This window comes from Acinetobacter sp. AOR41_HL (genome assembly GCF_027854645.1).
Classification (GTDB): Bacteria; Pseudomonadota; Gammaproteobacteria; order Pseudomonadales; family Moraxellaceae; genus Acinetobacter; species Acinetobacter nosocomialis.
This window is the reverse complement of the sequence record NZ_JAKTHZ010000024.1, coordinates 49,091-64,055: the sequence shown is the minus strand read 5'-3', so window position 1 is coordinate 64,055 and position 14,965 is coordinate 49,091. Positions and strand designations below refer to the sequence as shown.

Below are 14,965 nucleotides of genomic sequence, written 5' to 3'. Positions count from 1 at the left end.
ATGACAGATTTGAATAAGGAAAGAGAAGTTAATTTACGCTTTGAACAAGATGATGGTTTTGTTTGGGTGTTCGATGGTGATAGTCAATTTGGCACCGAAATAAGTCATTTAATGATGATGCATGCAGATGAATATAACGAAGATGAATTACGTGTTATTTGTAACCATGCGGCATGTGAAATTGGCAGACTTAGAGCAGAGCTAGAAAGAGCCAAAGCTCAGGCGGTGCCAGAGGGTTATGTTTTGGTGCCGAAAGTTGCAAATAAGAAAATGGTCAATGCTGGATATGAAGCACATGACGGATTCTATACAAATGGTCAGGTGCAAGATGTTTATCAAGCAATGATTAAAGCAATCGAATCGGGAGCTGAACAATGAGCATAACACTTAGCGGTCATCAACTAAAAAGCCTTCTCGAATTTGTAAATCCAGATGGTGAAAATGATTTAGATCAACTTGAAACTGAACTAACTATTAAATTCTTTGAAGATGGGCACAGCGGCAAAGGCTATTACTTTTGGATGAGCGAATATCCAGAGGAAGGCAGCATGTTGTTGGATGTTGAATCGGGAGCTGAGGGATGAGTGAATTCAATTCTATCAAAGTGCGGTTAAAGCTCTCTATCGGCTTTGCGGTTGGTAATCATGAATTAGATGTGTTGCTAAGTGAATACATCTCAGAGCAAGAGTGGAATGCTTTAGGTTTCTTTGAAAAACAAAGTTTTGTTGAAGAAGAAATCTTACAAGAATGGGCTAATGGGTACATTGAAAAAAGCGCCGAGGTGTTGGAATGAATGGTCTCGATTTTGAGCAACTTTATTATATGGCACTTCAAAATGCGCCTAAGAAACGTAAACATGACGCCAATTGGGTTCATGTTTGCAGATTAGGTCCAGGATCAACAAAAGCACGCCAAATTTGCAAACACTTTGGGATAGATCCAGAAGGTGCAGATTTTGTTAAAGCGGAAAGTAAGGAGGGGTGATGTCAGAAAAGCAAAGTCGTTTGCTTGACTTGAAGGCGGTTGAATTAAAAACCAGCCTTCCAAAGTCAACTATTTATGACTGGATGAAAACAGGCTACTTCCCTCCTTCTATGTTATTTGGAGAGGGCAAAAGAAAAATTGCGAGATGGCTTGAATCTGATATAGACTGTTGGATAGAAAAGCACAGAATGGCATCCTAAATAGGATGCCTTATTTGTTTGAGGGTTTTACTTTTTACGGTACAAGTTACGGTATCAAAAATAATTAAAAATAAAATAATATTACAAAACAGCATCTTAACTATTAAATTCGAGTCCCGCAGGGCGCACATATTGAATAACTTAATCCTTCACTTCAGCCAACAATGTTTCAGCTGCAAGCTTGCCCAAATTATTAGAAGCAAGCGGACTATCGCCTGTTAGCAATTTACGATCTCTATGACATTGTCCGGTAATACCAGTGTTCAAAATCTTCACACCGAGTTTTTCAAGGTTCTCACCGACTAACCACGGTAAAGCTCCCGGCATATAACCAATATCAATATTTGCCCCCTTATCTAATGAATCAGGGAATACACAAACTTGATAATCTTTAAAAATATAATTTTCAGGCTGTTCATCTACTGCCGCAGCAAGCAGCGAAGCTGGTCCATGACATAAAGTAATAATAAATTTGTCTTGTTCAACTGCCCATTTCAGAACTTTTTTCACATCCAAGCTATGTGGAATCTTAGCTAAAACACCATGCCCACCCGGAATAAATACAGCTGCATATGGTGAGTTTTCCCCTACTACATTTTCTAAAATGTCAGCAAGTTTTAGTGGATTTTTTAGTTTATCTGCATATTTATGGAAAGTATCTAATACCACCTGCTCTTGCTTTGGCATTGCCCACATTTCAAGTTTGGCTGGATTACCGGAAAGTGTCGCAACGTCAATTTCAAAACCAGCATTATCTAAATGGAACATTGGCAAAAGCATTTCTACTGGATGGTTTCCTGTAGAAAAGAACTTACCGTTTTGCATCTGGATATAACGCTCATCAGTTGCAATCATTAAGACCTTTTTATTGCCCGTATACGGCGCTGGGTAGGTCGTACCGTCATAATCTGTTTTAGGAGATGTATATTGGCTCAGTGAGTACGGTGATGGGAAGAATGCATTATCTTCTGCCAAATCTGGAGTCGGATTTTTATCATTTGATGCTGGGGTATTCATTGTTACCATCCTTTAGAATTGAAGAACGAAATAACAGCTTTAAGCCAGTTATTATTTCTTAGTAAATGTATATTCAGATCAAGAAACTGATGCAACACGCCAATAGAATTTGGCAATTTTTATATAGGAATAGGCACAATTAATAATTATAAATTTCAGTTTAGGCAAACATGCCGTTCACCTAAACTGTCACAGATTAAATTAGGTATTGATTTCTAAAACGATCTTTCCAATATGGTCACCTTGCTCCATACATGCATGGGCACTTTGTACATCTGAAAAATCATAGGTTTTATAGATTTGCGGTAAACACTTGCCTTGAGCTAAGAGCGGCCATACATGTTCATGTAAGGACTGAGCAATCTGAGCTTTTTCTTGGCTATTACGTGCTCGCATGGTTGAGCCAGTAATAGTTGCACGTTTTAAAATCAGTTTTTGTAAATCAAATTCTTTTGCAATTCGCCCTCCCATAAAACCAATAATGACCAGTCGACCATCACGCTTTAATAGATTTAAGTTTTTCGAGAAATACGAACCACCCACAATATCCAAAATCGCATCAACACCTTGGTCTTGGGTGTGTTTCAAAATTTCTTGCTCAAAATCTTGGGTTTTATAGTTAATTGCAGTCGTTAAATTAGAGAGTGCTTCAACTTTATCTTCACTTCCAACTGTAGCAAAAGTTTTAATCCCTAAAGCATGGCAAATCGCTAAAGCGGTGGTCCCAATACCACTTGCCCCACCATGAATCAGTGCTGTTTCATTTTCTTTTAAACGGCCGATATCAAACAGATTTGCCCAAACTGTAAAGAATGTTTCCGGAATTGCAGCAGCTTGAGTAAATGTTAGATTTTCAGGTATGGGAAGTACTTGCGTTGCAGTGACAGTACAATACTCTGCATAACCACCACCGTTGGTTAAAGCACAAACCTTGTCTCCAACTTTGAAGTGTTGCACTTGATCACCTACAGCAACTACGACCCCAGCGACTTCAAGACCCGGAATTTGCGTAACACCTTTTGGCATTGGGTATAAGCCCATACGCTGCAATACGTCTGGGCGGTTAATTCCAGCAGCTTTTACTTCAATTAACACTTCATCTGCTTGAGGAACTGGAACATCTGAATCTTGAAGTTTTAAGACCTCAGGTCCGCCAGGAACCGTAATTTCAACAATTTTCATGGTTGTTGGAAGACTCATTGATATGCTCCATGTTTGGTTTATATTTTAAATGTATTGATTTACTTTAATTCATTGAAGATTTAGGTGGAACTCCAAACAGCCGTTTGAACTCTCGACTAAACTGTGAGGCACTTACATACCCAACCTGATAGGCAGCTTCCGCAACACCCATTTGATTATTTAAGATTAAATCACGTGCTTTATGTAATCGAGTAATCTTAATGTACTGTAATGGAGAATAGTTCGTGACTTTCTTAAACGCTTGATGAAAAAGAGAGACACTCATTCCTGCTTGTTTAGCAAGTTCCTGAACCGTTAAATTATGATAGTAATCTCTTTGAATAATTTCACAAATTGTATAAATCACACTATTTCGACTTATCATAGCCGAAAGATTTTCGATTAAATCACGACTACCCGCCTGTAAAACCCGATAAATGAGTTCTCGTTTTATCTGCTCTCCTAATATTGCAGTGTCTTGTTTAGAACGAAGTAAATGCAACAAACGTAAAGCAACTTCAGATATAACAGAGTTCATTTCTATAATATTTAAACCACAACTGAGCTTTATATCTCTTTTTTCAAGTTCATCTATAGATAACTGCTGCTCTTTGTTTATTTTAGTGGCTAAATCAGCCATCATTTGTGATTCAAATTTAATTGCAATTGCCAGCATCGGTTCATTTTCAACCAATGTATCGCAGTCAAAAGGAATAGCAATCGAGATGAGTAAACACTGGCCTTGTTGAAACTGAAAAGTATCTTTCCCGATATAACCACGCTTTACGCCTTGTATGACTAAAACAATTGAAGGCTCTTGTAATACAGCAACAGGCTGTGTGGAATGATCAACCCTCATAAGAGTGATATTTGAAATATAGGTGGGATATAGCCCTTCTTGAGGAGCTAAATATAAAAAAGCCTCTACCAAACTTTTCATCAAGTCTTTCTGTTGCATTGCTTTATTTTTTACAGGCTATTTAAGATTTACTATATCAATCAAACTAAAAGGAAAAAGCGTTTCTTGGTAGTACTTTGTATAAATAAGCAAGTTAAAACTATTTTTAGGCATAAAAAAACCTAGAAGATTCTAGGTTTTTACATTCAATCTGATGATTAAGCAGATAAGTTAAAGAACATTGCTGCAATCAAAATAATGACACCAAGCACAATACGGTACCAAGCAAATACGCGTAGCGTATGGCGCTCAACAAAAAGTACCAGTGCCTTTACTACAAATAAAGCTGCAATAAATGCTGCAACAAAACCAACACCAATATTAATCATATTGTCTGAGGTCAACACATCAGCATTTTTAATTAAGTCAAATGTCGCTGCACCTAACATGGTCGGCATTGCAAGGAAGAACGAAAATTCTGTTGCGGCTTTACGTGATAAACCTGCAAACATCCCGCCTACAATTGTCGCACCTGAACGAGAAGTTCCCGGAATCATCGCAACACATTGAGCAAGACCGACTAAAAGTGCCTGCTTAAACGTGATTTTTGTCGCATCTAGTGTTTTATGCTCAAACTGTCTAGATTCAACCCAGAAAATAATCAGTGCACCAACAATGAGGGCGATCGCAACCACAATTGGGCTAAACAAAACGCTTTTAATAAAATCGACGGCTAAAACACCAATAATCACTGCTGGGAAAAAAGCAATTAATACACTAAAAGCAAAATGACGCGACTCTACATCGCCACTAAAGAAGCCTTTAATCAAGTTAATAATTTTTTGTCGATATAACCAGCATACTGCCAAAATAGCACCTAACTGGATCACTACTTCGAATACACGACCACCATCTGAATGGAAATCGATAATATGACCAAATAAAATCAAATGGCCAGTACTGGAAATTGGTAAAAATTCAGTTAAACCTTCAACAAACCCTAGAAATAGTGCTTTTATAACTTCAAAATTTTCCATCACTTGCTCAAAAAGTTAATCACTAGAAAGGTCTAAAAATTTGTTTTATATCATGAACGAACCAACATTTTGGCCAAGTTCATGTTCAATATCAGATCATTTCTAGCATTTTGGTTATTGCCTTTAATTAAAGACCGATTATTTAAAGTGCAATAATGTATCACATCATTATGACAAACTTAGGTTAACTATCGTAAAAAGATAAAATCTAATCAAAAACAAATCGTCTTCTAGTTATAAATAAAAGCTCTTAAACTTAAGCAGGCCAAGAAACCATCTTAAAACATCAAACAAACATGATATTATTTCAAGCATATGTCATTTATATTTAAAATTTAAACAGAATGAAAAATACTAAAATCAACGCACGTCATCTGATTATCGATCTCTTTCTTTCCTCTGCTTACCCTCAACTTACGATTAAACAAATTTTGGTGGCTGCCAAACTGTTTAACTTAAGTGAAAATGGTATTCGAGTTGCGACAACCCGTTTATTAAATGAAGGCATGATTGAAAGCGTAGAACGCGGAATTTATCAACTTTCACCTTCTACGAAAGATTGGGCAAAAGTAATACTCAATCGTAAAAATGGTATTAAACAAACTAAAGAATGGCAGCAACATTATCTTGCTGTATTTACAGGCACACTGGGCCGTATAGACCGAACTGCTCTTAAAAAGCGTGAACGTGTACTGCGTCAATTTGGTTTTAAAGAATTAGAAACTGGTATTTACATCCGCCCAGACAATTTAGCTTATAGTTTTGAAAAAACCTGTGAGGAGCTTGTTTTAGCTGGGCTAGAGAAAGAAGCAAAAATTTGTATTATTCAGCATTTCGAACCCTCAACGCTTAAGCAAATTTTTTCTTTGTGGGATACCAAACAACTCGAAAAAAATTATGAAATGTATAGTCGAGATATCACGCACTGGCTTGAAAACTATACTCACCTCTCCTTAAATGATGCTGCAGTTAAAGCCCTTCTTTTAGGTAGGGAAACGATTGCTTTACTCATGAATGATCCCCTATTACCAGCACCATTTGTAAATGAGTCTGCGCGTAATCAATTTGCTCAAGATGTACAGCAGTTAGACGCGATCGGCCAAAAACTTTGGAAAAAAATATATGAACAAGAACTAAATCTATAATCATCTGATTTATTTTTTTACAAACAAATATTTCACTTTTTAATTTTTTATGACTATATTTGTAATATAAAAATATAGATACCGAACTCTAATTTGGGAGAATAACAATGAATACGCAGGTAAGTGTTACGGACCTATTTAGCAGAGAAGAAATACAAGAGCTTACAGAACCTTCAGATGCATATGGTGCTTGGGCGGTTGCCAGCACATGGGCTGTTATTGGCGGAACATTCGCTAGCTTAATAATGATGTGGGACTACTTACCGAGTTGGGGTAAATTATTAGCATGTATGCTTGCCTTAGCAATCTTGGCGGGTCGTCAGTTATGCCTCGCAATTTTAATGCACGACGCGTCTCACAAAAGTCTATTCAAAAATAAAAAAATAAATGATTTCGTAGGTGAATGGCTATGCGCCCGCCCCATCTGGAATGATCTTCAAAAATATCGTGTACACCATGTTCGTCACCATGCAAAAACCTCTACTCCAGATGACCCAGATCTTTCTTTAGTTGCTGGTTTTCCTGTCAGTAAAAAGTCTCTGACTCGTAAATTCTTACGCGACTTAACAGGTATGACTGGATTAAAGTTTAGCTTAGGTCGAGTTTTAATGGATCTGGATGTCATAAAATGGACTGTTGCCAATGATCAAATCTGGCTAGACCGCAGTCATAAAAATTTCGTTGACTATGCAAAGAGTATTGCAAAAAACAGTACAGGTGCTATTGCAACGAATTTAGCACTTTATGGCGTTTTAAAAGCATTTGGTCAACAACGTTTTTATTGGTTATGGCCTCTGGCTTACTTAACTCCATTCCCACTTTTTTTACGTATTCGCTCTATGGCAGAACACGCTGGTATGCAAACCAGTAATACTGCTTTAACCAATACTCGAACAACCAAAGCTGGATGGATTGCGAGAAGTTTTGTTGCACCAATTCACGTAAACTATCATATGGAACACCATTTAATGGCTTCTGTACCATATTTTAAATTACCGCGTATGCACCAGATATTAAGAGAACGGGGTCATGTTCCAGTCCCGCCTAGCTATTTTGAAGTGATTCACTCTCTTTCATGGAAACCAGAATCATCAACTTAAGGCATATTAGAAGATCACTTTCAATTTTGTGGTCTTCTTGGTGATTCACTTATATCTAAATTTTTTAGTTTTAACTGAGTTCGATAATACTTAGGTGTCACTCCCATCCAGCGTTTAAAAGCGCGGGTGAAATGGGATGTATCTGCATAACCTAAACTTAAAGCCACAGTTTCAATTGATGTCGAACTATTTTCTAAAAGATGATGTGCATATTGCTTTCGAGTTAAATTAACTAATGCTGAGAAACTTGTATTATCGGTTGCCAAGTACCGCTGTAAGCTACGTTCTGACATATTCATCATTTGAGCGACTTGTTTAACTTTTAATATTTCTCCCTGATTATTGATCAATAATTTTTTTATGACTTGGCTAACTTCTGCTTTCCATCCGCTGCGTAACTTCAATTTATCGAGATCTTTTTTACACTGTGCTTTCAGTAAAGGTGCAAGCATCGGGTCGGCCGTTAGGATAGGCTGCGATAAATATTCTTTTGGAAAAATCCAGACATTCTGTTTTTCATTAAATAAACAATCTACACACAATTCGTTTTTTAGTTTTGAAAACCCGACAGGTTCAGACATATTTAACTTAACTGTACCTAAAGAAGATAATCCTGTGAGATGCTTCGCGATTTGAACGAAACCTAATAACAAAAAAATAGTCGCATCTGGACTCAACTGAAAAGCTTTCAAAGGTTGGTGTATAGACCAGTAAATATAATCTTGTTCTTGTTTTAACTCAGGTTTAAAGGCATCACAACGGGCCCCAATAAATTGCTCAAGTATTTTTAAGGCCTCTCCCAAATTTGTACTGACCATGGCCGCCATACCCACTGAACCATAACAAGACGCTTTCATTTCCAAAGCCAAATAACCCGCCAATGCTGGCTCATAAGTGAGTTGAATCGCATGCTCAAGTAAGTTATTTAAGGAATTAAATTCAACATACCAATACGGTTTGTTTAATTGTTCTAATGTTATGCCACTTCCATCTAAAAACTGCTCAGCAGAGATATTCAAGCGCTTAACCATATCGACTAATAAATTAATATAAGTTCCAGGTAATTCTGGGTTCAGGTTTGGTCCACTAGAAATCATAAATATGGCGCCAAATGGTAAAAACTGTCAGTTCATGAACTATGCCATGCTTTTAAATTGATGCATAGTTGTTCAAAACGAAACCCGCTAAATTGCACTAGACAACACAATTTCTAAAAAGAATACAGGTCACCTTATGAATATTCTGATCGTTCATGCTCATCCAGAGCCACTATCTTTTACAACATCATTAAAAACCACAGCCCAGCAAACTTTTAAAAAGTTGGGTCATCGTGTAGAAGTTTCTGACTTGTATGCAATGCAATTCAACCCTGTAGCTTCCAAAGAGGATTTTTTAGAACTCAATCAACCCGACTATTTCAATTACGCATTAGAACAACGTAATGCCGCCAAGCAAAACCTTTTAGCACCTGATATCCAAGCGGAAATTGAAAAGGTAAAACGAGCAGATTTGATCATTTTAAACTTCCCTCTTTACTGGGCTTCTGTCCCGGCAATTTTAAAAGGATGGATTGATCGCGTATTCGTTTCAGGACTTTTTTATGGCGGAAAGCGTTTTTATAACCACGGTGGTATGGCGGGTAAAAAAGCGATGCTCTGTTTAACACTGGGCGGTAGAACGCATATGTTTGGCGAGAGCTCCATTCACGGACCAATTGAACATTATCTCTCACCCATTCAACGCGGCACCTTGGCTTATACTGGTTTTGAGGTTCTTCCACCATTCATTGCCTACCATGTACCTTATATTAGCCAAGAGACACGAGAAACTATTCTTGAAGACTATATAACGTACCTTACTCACCTCGACCAGCTAGAACCTTTAAAATTTTCCAAACTTGAAGAATTTGATGAGAAGTTATATCCCCTTTAATGGTATGTTTTAGCTCTAAAAGCAGACTAACCAGACCTATTTCTCATTTTTTGGTTATTCTTTGGAATATAGAAGATCTTAACTAGTCTTTAAACCCTCCCAAAAATTGACCAATTGGTAAAAAAAATTGCTTAATTTCCACCCATTAATTAAGAATATAAAACTTAATCAATAATATACACATGTAGAGAAACTAGACTTGTCCAGTAAAAATGATAACTAATACTCAATTCATAACCAATCAATTCATATTTTTACAAAAAAATCTTTGGCCATTTTTTTTGGATTTATGACAAAAATGTCATAAATCTAAAGCCTATTAATAATAGATAAAAAATATAAATATCAAATATTTAAAACAATTTAATAATGTAAATATTTCTCCATATTTCATTCATTATTGACATTTTTTGTATAAAAAATGAGTACTCCCCAGTTCATATAACAGATTTACTCTTAGTGTAATTATGCTATTTTTGTTACATGGAGTTATCAAAGCTTTGAAACTTGTAATTAAAAGCTTTGAAGGCAACACAGTTTAAACGGTTTAACTCTGTTACTTTTAAAAAAATGTCTTGAAGTTCAAGGAAAGATTAAAATGAAATTAAAACATCTGAGCACTGCAATGATTTTAGCAACGCTGCCTGCAACTGGGGTTTTTGCAGCAGCTTTGGATCGCTCTGGACAGTCAATGTCTGCATTCTTTCAACCTGGTAATTATTTTGAAGCAGGTATCTCTGTTTTAGACCCAACTGTAGAGGGTAAAGAAGCAGGATCAAGCGCAACTCGTCGTAATATTGACGATATGGGTAATGATTACTACTTCCCAAGTGCTGCATTAAAACTACAACTTAACGATAAATTCTCTTTTGGTCTACTCTATGACCAACCATTTGGAGCAGATGCAGAATATTCAGGTAACAATGTATTCGTATCTCATCCAGGTACTGATACTGTTTTATCAGCAGCAGCTATCGATGGTCTTGTTACTAAAAAAGCAACTGAAGCTTTGCAAGCACAAGGTGCACCTATCAATGACCAAACTTTAGCTTTAGCAAAAGGCCAAGTTTTAGCAAGTAAACAATTCCAAACTTTAGCTGGTGCTCTTGCTGCAGCAAATAATTATTTAGGTAATGGTGGAACTAAAGTTAAAGTTGATACTCAAAACTTATCTTTTGTATTTGGTTATCAACCAACGAAAAACTTTAATTTCTACGCAGGTCCTGTATTACAAACAGTTAAAGGTAATGTAAGTTTACGAGGTCAAGCGTATAGCCTTTATAATGGTTATGATGCAAATATCAAAGAAACTACAGGTGCTGGTTGGTTAGCAGGTGCAGCTTATCAAATTCCTGAAATCGCACTTAGAGCATCTGTAACTTATCGTTCTGAAATTGACCATAAAGTAGATATTAATGAAAATTTATCTTTATTAAACTTCCCTGGTCTTACTTCAGTACTTGGTGGTTTAGATGTTCCAGCATCTAAACTTCAAGCAATTAATACATCTGGTAAAACGACAATTACTACTCCACAGTCTGTTAACCTTGATTTTCAAACAGGGATCATGGCAGATACCGTTGCATTTGCCAATGTTCGTTGGGTGAACTGGAAAGACTTCTCAATTCAACCATATAAATTTGGTAAAGTTTCAGAAGCTGTAGGTGGGCTAGTTGGCCGTCCAAATGGCTTTAACTTAGTTGAATATTCAGACGATCAATGGACAGTGAATGCTGGTGTAGGTCGTAAGCTTAATGAAAAATGGGCAGGTAATGTCTCTGTAGGTTGGGATTCTGGCGCAGGTAACCCGGTGACTACATTAGGCCCAACAGAAGGTTACTGGAACGTAGGTGTAGGCGTTCAATATAGCCCTACTCCACAAACATTTATTGCTGGTGGTGTGAAATACTTCTGGTTGGGTGATGCTAAAGCACAAACTGGTGCACAAGCTGGTAGTGATCAATATGTTGCAGAATTCTCTGATAACAATGCGATCGCCTATGGTTTAAAACTTGGCTATAAATTCTAAGTTTCAAACTCATTCATATAAAAAAGGCGCTTTAAGCGCCTTTTTTATTGTCCATTCTTAAGCAGGAATATTACGCTGCGAAACTGAACGGATTGCTTCTTTTAGGGCATCATATCCATTAATTGCTGGGAACTGTGGGAATTCCGCAATCACGTTGGCAGGTGCATCAAATAAGAAGCCATGATCAGCTTCACCAAGCATGGTTGTGTCATTATATGAATCTCCTGCCGCGATTACACGGAAATTTAAACCGTGAAGCGCTTTAACTGACTCGCGTTTTTGGTCTGGTTGACGAAGTTTATAAGCTGTAATCATCCCATTTTCATCAGTTTCTAATTTGTGACAGAAAATTGTTGGCCAGCCTAATTGCTTCATTAGAGGATGAGCAAACTCATAGAAAGTATCGGACAAAATGACCAGTTGGAAATGATTACTCACCCATTCAACAAACTCTTTGGCACCTGGTAATGGCCCCATCTCGGCAATAACTTCTTGAATATCATTTAGGCCTAGACCATGTTGTTTTAAAATATTCAGACGCTGCGTCATTAAAACATCATAATCGGGAATATCACGAGTTGTTGCTTCTAGTTCTTTAATCCCTGTTTTTTTTGCGAAATTGATCCAGATTTCAGGAACTAAAACTCCTTCAAGATCTAGGCATACGATTTCCATGAATGCTTCCAACGTTGGTTAAAAATTGCTGTATCATACCATTAAGATTTTCAGATTTGCGTTGTTATTGATCAAATCAATTTTATTCATAAGGATCGAAATTAAAGTGCTAAGCAATTTATTCACTATCCTTTAGAATATTTTTCATAACACAATGCGCCCAAGCCTTTTGCCAGGAACACCCATGACCGTTATTCCGACTATTGATATCGTTGATGCTCTCGCGACTGAATATGCAGCTAAAAGCCCACGTGAGATTTTAGAGCTTGCATTAAGCCAACAAGGTGAAATCGCAATTTCGTTCTCTGGAGCAGAAGATGTAGTCTTAATTGATATGGCTTCACGTTTAGGTAAACCCTTCCGTGTTTTTAGTCTTGATACTGGGCGGCTGCATCCTGAAACTTATCAATTTATTGAAACTGTTCGTAAACACTACAATATTAATATCGAGATTTGCTTCCCTGAACCTGAAGCTGTGCAAAGCATGGTGAATGAAAAAGGCTTATTTAGCTTCTTTAAAGATGGACACCAAGAGTGCTGTGGCATTCGAAAAGTTCAGCCTTTACGTAAGAAACTTGCGACTTTAGATGGCTGGATTACAGGCCAGCGTAAAGACCAAAGTCCAGGTACACGTACTGAAATTCCGGTGGTACAAGCAGATGTTGGTTTCTCAGGACCAGACAAGCAACTTATTAAATATAACCCGCTTGCGAACTGGTCTAGTGCCGATGTGTGGAGTTACATCCGCATGATGGAAATTCCATACAACCCTCTACACGAGCGTGGTTTTGTTTCTATTGGCTGTGAGCCATGTACACGTCCAGTACTTCCAAACCAGCATGAACGTGAAGGCCGTTGGTGGTGGGAAGAAGCAACACAAAAAGAATGTGGCTTACATGCAGGCAACTTAAAAAAATAGTCTGGTATAAAAAAACCACTGATGAATCAGTGGTTTTTTTTACAGTTATATCTCGTACACAAAGTCATATTTAATCTGTAATAAACGCTATATACTAAATTTTACGGTTCTATAATTCTAATAAGAGCTCAGTTAAGGGCTTCTTAGAAAAAAGCATGAGGCACAACGAGTTATGCGTCCATTACACCCTATTGATTTTATTTTTCTATCGTTAGAAAAAAGACAACAACCGATGCATGTTGGCGGATTGTTTTTATTTGAAATTCCTGAAAATGCCCCTGAAACTTTTGTTCGTGATTTAGTAGAAGAAATTCGCCAATCAAAAAGTATTCCTGTCCCTCCCTTTAATAACCGTTTAAATGGCTTATTTTGGGATGAAGATGAAGAATTCGATATCGATCATCATTTTCGTCATATTGCCTTGCCTCATCCTGGCCGAATTCGTGAATTACTCGTGTATATTTCGCAGCAGCACAGCTCTTTAATTGACCGAGCAAAACCTCTGTGGACCTGCGACATTATTGAAGGGATTGAAGGTAATCGTTTCGCGATGTACTTTAAGATACATCATGCCATGGTAGATGGCGTTGCGGGTATGCGCTTAATTGAGAAGTCTCTATCAAAAACACCACAAGAAAAACATGTGGTTCCACTTTGGTGCGTAGAAAGTAAAAGAACAAAACGCTTAAAAGTACCAAAACCAAGTACTAGTAAAATCAAAAGTATTTTAGGAGGCATCAAGTCACAGCTTGAAGTTACTCCGAAGGTCATGCATGAGTTATCACAAACCATCTTTAAAGAAATGGGGAAAAATCCTGACTATGTATCGACTTTTCAGGCGCCAGTTTCAATTTTGAATCAACGCGTAAGCGCTTCACGTCGCTTTGCAGCCCAATCTTTTGAATTAAGTCGCCTTAGAAAGATTTCTAAAGCGCTTGGTGTGACCATTAATGACGTCGTACTTGCTGTATGTTCTGGGGCATTACGTGAATACCTGATTAGCCATAATAGCTTGCCTAAAAAGCCTCTTATTGCGATGGTGCCCGCTTCACTGCGTACAGATGACTCTGACGTAAGTAATCGCATTACGATGATTCTAGCGAATTTGGGGACCCATAAAGACCAGCCTCTAGAACGACTCGAAATTATTCGCCGTAGTATGCAAAATTCAAAGCAACGCTTTAGCCGAATGACTGCAAATGAGATTTTAAACTATAGCGCTGTAGTTTATGGCCCAGCAGGTCTAAACATCATGTCTGGAATGCTTCCTAAGCGTCAGGCATTCAATTTAGTGATTTCTAATGTACCTGGCCCACGTGAGCCACTTTATTGGAATGGTGCGAAATTAGATGCGCTCTACCCTGCTTCTATAGTCATGGATGGGCAAGCGCTTAATATTACGATGACAAGCTATCTGGATAAGCTTGAAGTGGGTTTAACAGCATGTCGAAATGCTTTACCTAAGATGCAAAACCTTTTAACCCATCTTGAAGATGAGATTCAACGGTTTGAAGAAATTATTGAGGAAAAACAGCTGAAACATCATTCAGCAAGTTAAGAAAAATTAAGGGGCTTTGAAATGGCCCCTTATTTTTTAATTGCGCGGCACTGGTTAAGCAACTGATGACATACTGAACGGATCATCGCAGTTGTAATCGGTACTTCTTTACCTTGGTCATTCAACATATAGCAGCTATTTACTGGCGTGCTTTCTAAAACATGTTTAAGACCGTTGCTAATTAGGTTTTCACTTACATTCATGGGTTATACCTCTTATTGTTTGCTAAGACGTTTTAAACAGGGAGAACGTCTACGGCTACTGTATGCAAGTAGTATTTAAAATTCAT

Annotated in this window: 18 protein-coding genes; 11 read left to right on the top strand and 7 right to left on the bottom strand. The window is 37.5% G+C overall.

All coding sequences use genetic code 11. The annotated features are described in order from the left end of the window. Genes MKL35_RS09165 through MKL35_RS09145 form a run of 5 tightly spaced genes read left to right on the top strand, consistent with a single transcriptional unit; the run spans window position 1 to window position 1,184 of the window. A complete protein-coding gene (locus MKL35_RS09165; protein ID WP_270913430.1) occupies window positions 1-378 on the top strand; it encodes a hypothetical protein in 378 nt (125 codons plus the stop codon). After that, window positions 375-584: a hypothetical protein gene (locus tag MKL35_RS09160; protein WP_034120613.1), complete on the top strand. Its 210-nt coding sequence runs from the start codon at window positions 375-377 to the stop codon at window positions 582-584. The genes MKL35_RS09165 and MKL35_RS09160 overlap by 4 nt, the downstream gene beginning before the upstream one ends. After that, a complete protein-coding gene (locus MKL35_RS09155) occupies window positions 581-793 on the top strand; it encodes a DUF7167 family protein (RefSeq protein ID WP_200462772.1) in 213 nt (70 codons plus the stop codon). Before MKL35_RS09160 ends, MKL35_RS09155 begins: the two co-directional genes overlap by 4 nt. After that, a complete protein-coding gene (locus tag MKL35_RS09150; RefSeq protein WP_270913426.1) occupies window positions 790-984 on the top strand; it encodes a hypothetical protein in 195 nt (64 codons plus the stop codon). Before MKL35_RS09155 ends, MKL35_RS09150 begins: the two co-directional genes overlap by 4 nt. Continuing rightward, on the top strand, window positions 984-1,184 hold the full coding sequence (locus MKL35_RS09145) for a helix-turn-helix transcriptional regulator (protein WP_001291525.1): 201 nt from the start codon (window positions 984-986) through the stop codon (window positions 1,182-1,184). Before MKL35_RS09150 ends, MKL35_RS09145 begins: the two co-directional genes overlap by 1 nt. A 141-nt stretch (window positions 1,185-1,325) precedes the next feature. Here MKL35_RS09145 and hchA read toward each other — a convergent pair whose 3' ends face one another. From hchA to MKL35_RS09125, 4 genes are all read right to left on the bottom strand, one after another. Further along, the gene (gene hchA / locus MKL35_RS09140) at window positions 1,326-2,201 is read right to left on the bottom strand and encodes a glyoxalase III HchA (RefSeq protein WP_032010120.1); all 876 of its coding nucleotides are present in this window, start codon (window positions 2,199-2,201) and stop codon (window positions 1,326-1,328) included. Between the two features lie 201 nt (window positions 2,202-2,402). Further along, entirely contained in the window at window positions 2,403-3,401 is a 999-nt protein-coding gene (locus MKL35_RS09135; protein ID WP_032010118.1) for an NAD(P)H-quinone oxidoreductase, read from the bottom strand. A 46-nt stretch (window positions 3,402-3,447) separates the two neighbouring features. Next, window positions 3,448-4,341, bottom strand: a complete 894-nt coding sequence (locus tag MKL35_RS09130) for an AraC family transcriptional regulator (RefSeq protein WP_032010116.1) — start codon at window positions 4,339-4,341, stop codon at window positions 3,448-3,450. Between the two features lie 158 nt (window positions 4,342-4,499). Beyond that, window positions 4,500-5,318, bottom strand: coding sequence for an undecaprenyl-diphosphate phosphatase (locus MKL35_RS09125; protein ID WP_002051555.1), 819 nt, complete (start codon window positions 5,316-5,318; stop codon window positions 4,500-4,502). A gap of 344 nt (window positions 5,319-5,662) precedes the next feature. Here MKL35_RS09125 and MKL35_RS09120 point away from each other — a divergent pair, with 344 nt between their 5' ends. Then, window positions 5,663-6,463: a PaaX family transcriptional regulator C-terminal domain-containing protein gene (locus MKL35_RS09120; RefSeq protein ID WP_004885424.1), complete on the top strand. Its 801-nt coding sequence runs from the start codon at window positions 5,663-5,665 to the stop codon at window positions 6,461-6,463. Window positions 6,464-6,570: 107 nt separating this feature from the next. Next, on the top strand, window positions 6,571-7,563 hold the full coding sequence (locus MKL35_RS09115) for a fatty acid desaturase family protein (protein WP_032010115.1): 993 nt from the start codon (window positions 6,571-6,573) through the stop codon (window positions 7,561-7,563). Window positions 7,564-7,583: 20 nt separating this feature from the next. On the opposite strand, the gene MKL35_RS09110 is transcribed toward MKL35_RS09115, so the two are convergent. After that, the gene (locus MKL35_RS09110) at window positions 7,584-8,639 is read right to left on the bottom strand and encodes an AraC family transcriptional regulator (RefSeq protein WP_032010112.1); all 1,056 of its coding nucleotides are present in this window, start codon (window positions 8,637-8,639) and stop codon (window positions 7,584-7,586) included. A gap of 157 nt (window positions 8,640-8,796) precedes the next feature. Here MKL35_RS09110 and MKL35_RS09105 point away from each other — a divergent pair, with 157 nt between their 5' ends. Next, window positions 8,797-9,495 (top strand): NAD(P)H-dependent oxidoreductase, encoded by a 699-nt coding sequence (locus MKL35_RS09105; protein WP_032010109.1) that lies wholly within the window; start codon window positions 8,797-8,799, stop codon window positions 9,493-9,495. A gap of 598 nt (window positions 9,496-10,093) precedes the next feature. Next, window positions 10,094-11,524, top strand: coding sequence for an OmpP1/FadL family transporter (locus tag MKL35_RS09100; RefSeq protein ID WP_016803909.1), 1,431 nt, complete (start codon window positions 10,094-10,096; stop codon window positions 11,522-11,524). A 57-nt stretch (window positions 11,525-11,581) separates the two neighbouring features. Here the strand turns inward: MKL35_RS09100 and thrH are convergent, their stop codons facing one another. Continuing rightward, on the bottom strand, window positions 11,582-12,199 hold the full coding sequence (gene thrH, locus MKL35_RS09095) for a bifunctional phosphoserine phosphatase/homoserine phosphotransferase ThrH (RefSeq protein ID WP_002051289.1): 618 nt from the start codon (window positions 12,197-12,199) through the stop codon (window positions 11,582-11,584). 184 nt (window positions 12,200-12,383) lie between these two features. Between thrH and MKL35_RS09090 the strand changes: the two genes are divergently transcribed. Further along, a complete protein-coding gene (locus MKL35_RS09090) occupies window positions 12,384-13,118 on the top strand; it encodes a phosphoadenylyl-sulfate reductase (protein WP_016803908.1) in 735 nt (244 codons plus the stop codon). A 172-nt stretch (window positions 13,119-13,290) separates the two neighbouring features. Next, a complete protein-coding gene (locus MKL35_RS09085) occupies window positions 13,291-14,676 on the top strand; it encodes a WS/DGAT/MGAT family O-acyltransferase (protein ID WP_022575720.1) in 1,386 nt (461 codons plus the stop codon). Window positions 14,677-14,705: 29 nt separating this feature from the next. Here the strand turns inward: MKL35_RS09085 and MKL35_RS09080 are convergent, their stop codons facing one another. Further along, window positions 14,706-14,879, bottom strand: a complete 174-nt coding sequence (locus tag MKL35_RS09080; protein WP_001103036.1) for a PA1571 family protein — start codon at window positions 14,877-14,879, stop codon at window positions 14,706-14,708. Window positions 14,880-14,965 lie beyond the last annotated feature (86 nt).

What these genes read in the sequence shown, in the direction of transcription:
- MKL35_RS09165 (WP_270913430.1), top strand. Translation starts at nt 1, where the DNA reads ATGACAGATTTGAATAAGGAAAGAGAAGTTAATTTACGCTTTGAACAA.
- MKL35_RS09160 (WP_034120613.1), top strand. Translation starts at nt 375, where the DNA reads ATGAGCATAACACTTAGCGGTCATCAACTAAAAAGCCTTCTCGAATTT.
- MKL35_RS09155 (WP_200462772.1), top strand. Translation starts at nt 581, where the DNA reads ATGAGTGAATTCAATTCTATCAAAGTGCGGTTAAAGCTCTCTATCGGC.
- MKL35_RS09150 (WP_270913426.1), top strand. Translation starts at nt 790, where the DNA reads ATGAATGGTCTCGATTTTGAGCAACTTTATTATATGGCACTTCAAAAT.
- MKL35_RS09145 (WP_001291525.1), top strand. Translation starts at nt 984, where the DNA reads ATGTCAGAAAAGCAAAGTCGTTTGCTTGACTTGAAGGCGGTTGAATTA.
- hchA (WP_032010120.1), bottom strand. Translation starts at nt 2,201, where the DNA reads ATGAATACCCCAGCATCAAATGATAAAAATCCGACTCCAGATTTGGCA.
- MKL35_RS09135 (WP_032010118.1), bottom strand. Translation starts at nt 3,401, where the DNA reads ATGAGTCTTCCAACAACCATGAAAATTGTTGAAATTACGGTTCCTGGC.
- MKL35_RS09130 (WP_032010116.1), bottom strand. Translation starts at nt 4,341, where the DNA reads ATGCAACAGAAAGACTTGATGAAAAGTTTGGTAGAGGCTTTTTTATAT.
- MKL35_RS09125 (WP_002051555.1), bottom strand. Translation starts at nt 5,318, where the DNA reads ATGGAAAATTTTGAAGTTATAAAAGCACTATTTCTAGGGTTTGTTGAA.
- MKL35_RS09120 (WP_004885424.1), top strand. Translation starts at nt 5,663, where the DNA reads ATGAAAAATACTAAAATCAACGCACGTCATCTGATTATCGATCTCTTT.
- MKL35_RS09115 (WP_032010115.1), top strand. Translation starts at nt 6,571, where the DNA reads ATGAATACGCAGGTAAGTGTTACGGACCTATTTAGCAGAGAAGAAATA.
- MKL35_RS09105 (WP_032010109.1), top strand. Translation starts at nt 8,797, where the DNA reads ATGAATATTCTGATCGTTCATGCTCATCCAGAGCCACTATCTTTTACA.
- MKL35_RS09100 (WP_016803909.1), top strand. Translation starts at nt 10,094, where the DNA reads ATGAAATTAAAACATCTGAGCACTGCAATGATTTTAGCAACGCTGCCT.
- thrH (WP_002051289.1), bottom strand. Translation starts at nt 12,199, where the DNA reads ATGGAAATCGTATGCCTAGATCTTGAAGGAGTTTTAGTTCCTGAAATC.
- MKL35_RS09090 (WP_016803908.1), top strand. Translation starts at nt 12,384, where the DNA reads ATGACCGTTATTCCGACTATTGATATCGTTGATGCTCTCGCGACTGAA.
- MKL35_RS09085 (WP_022575720.1), top strand. Translation starts at nt 13,291, where the DNA reads ATGCGTCCATTACACCCTATTGATTTTATTTTTCTATCGTTAGAAAAA.
- MKL35_RS09080 (WP_001103036.1), bottom strand. Translation starts at nt 14,879, where the DNA reads ATGAATGTAAGTGAAAACCTAATTAGCAACGGTCTTAAACATGTTTTA.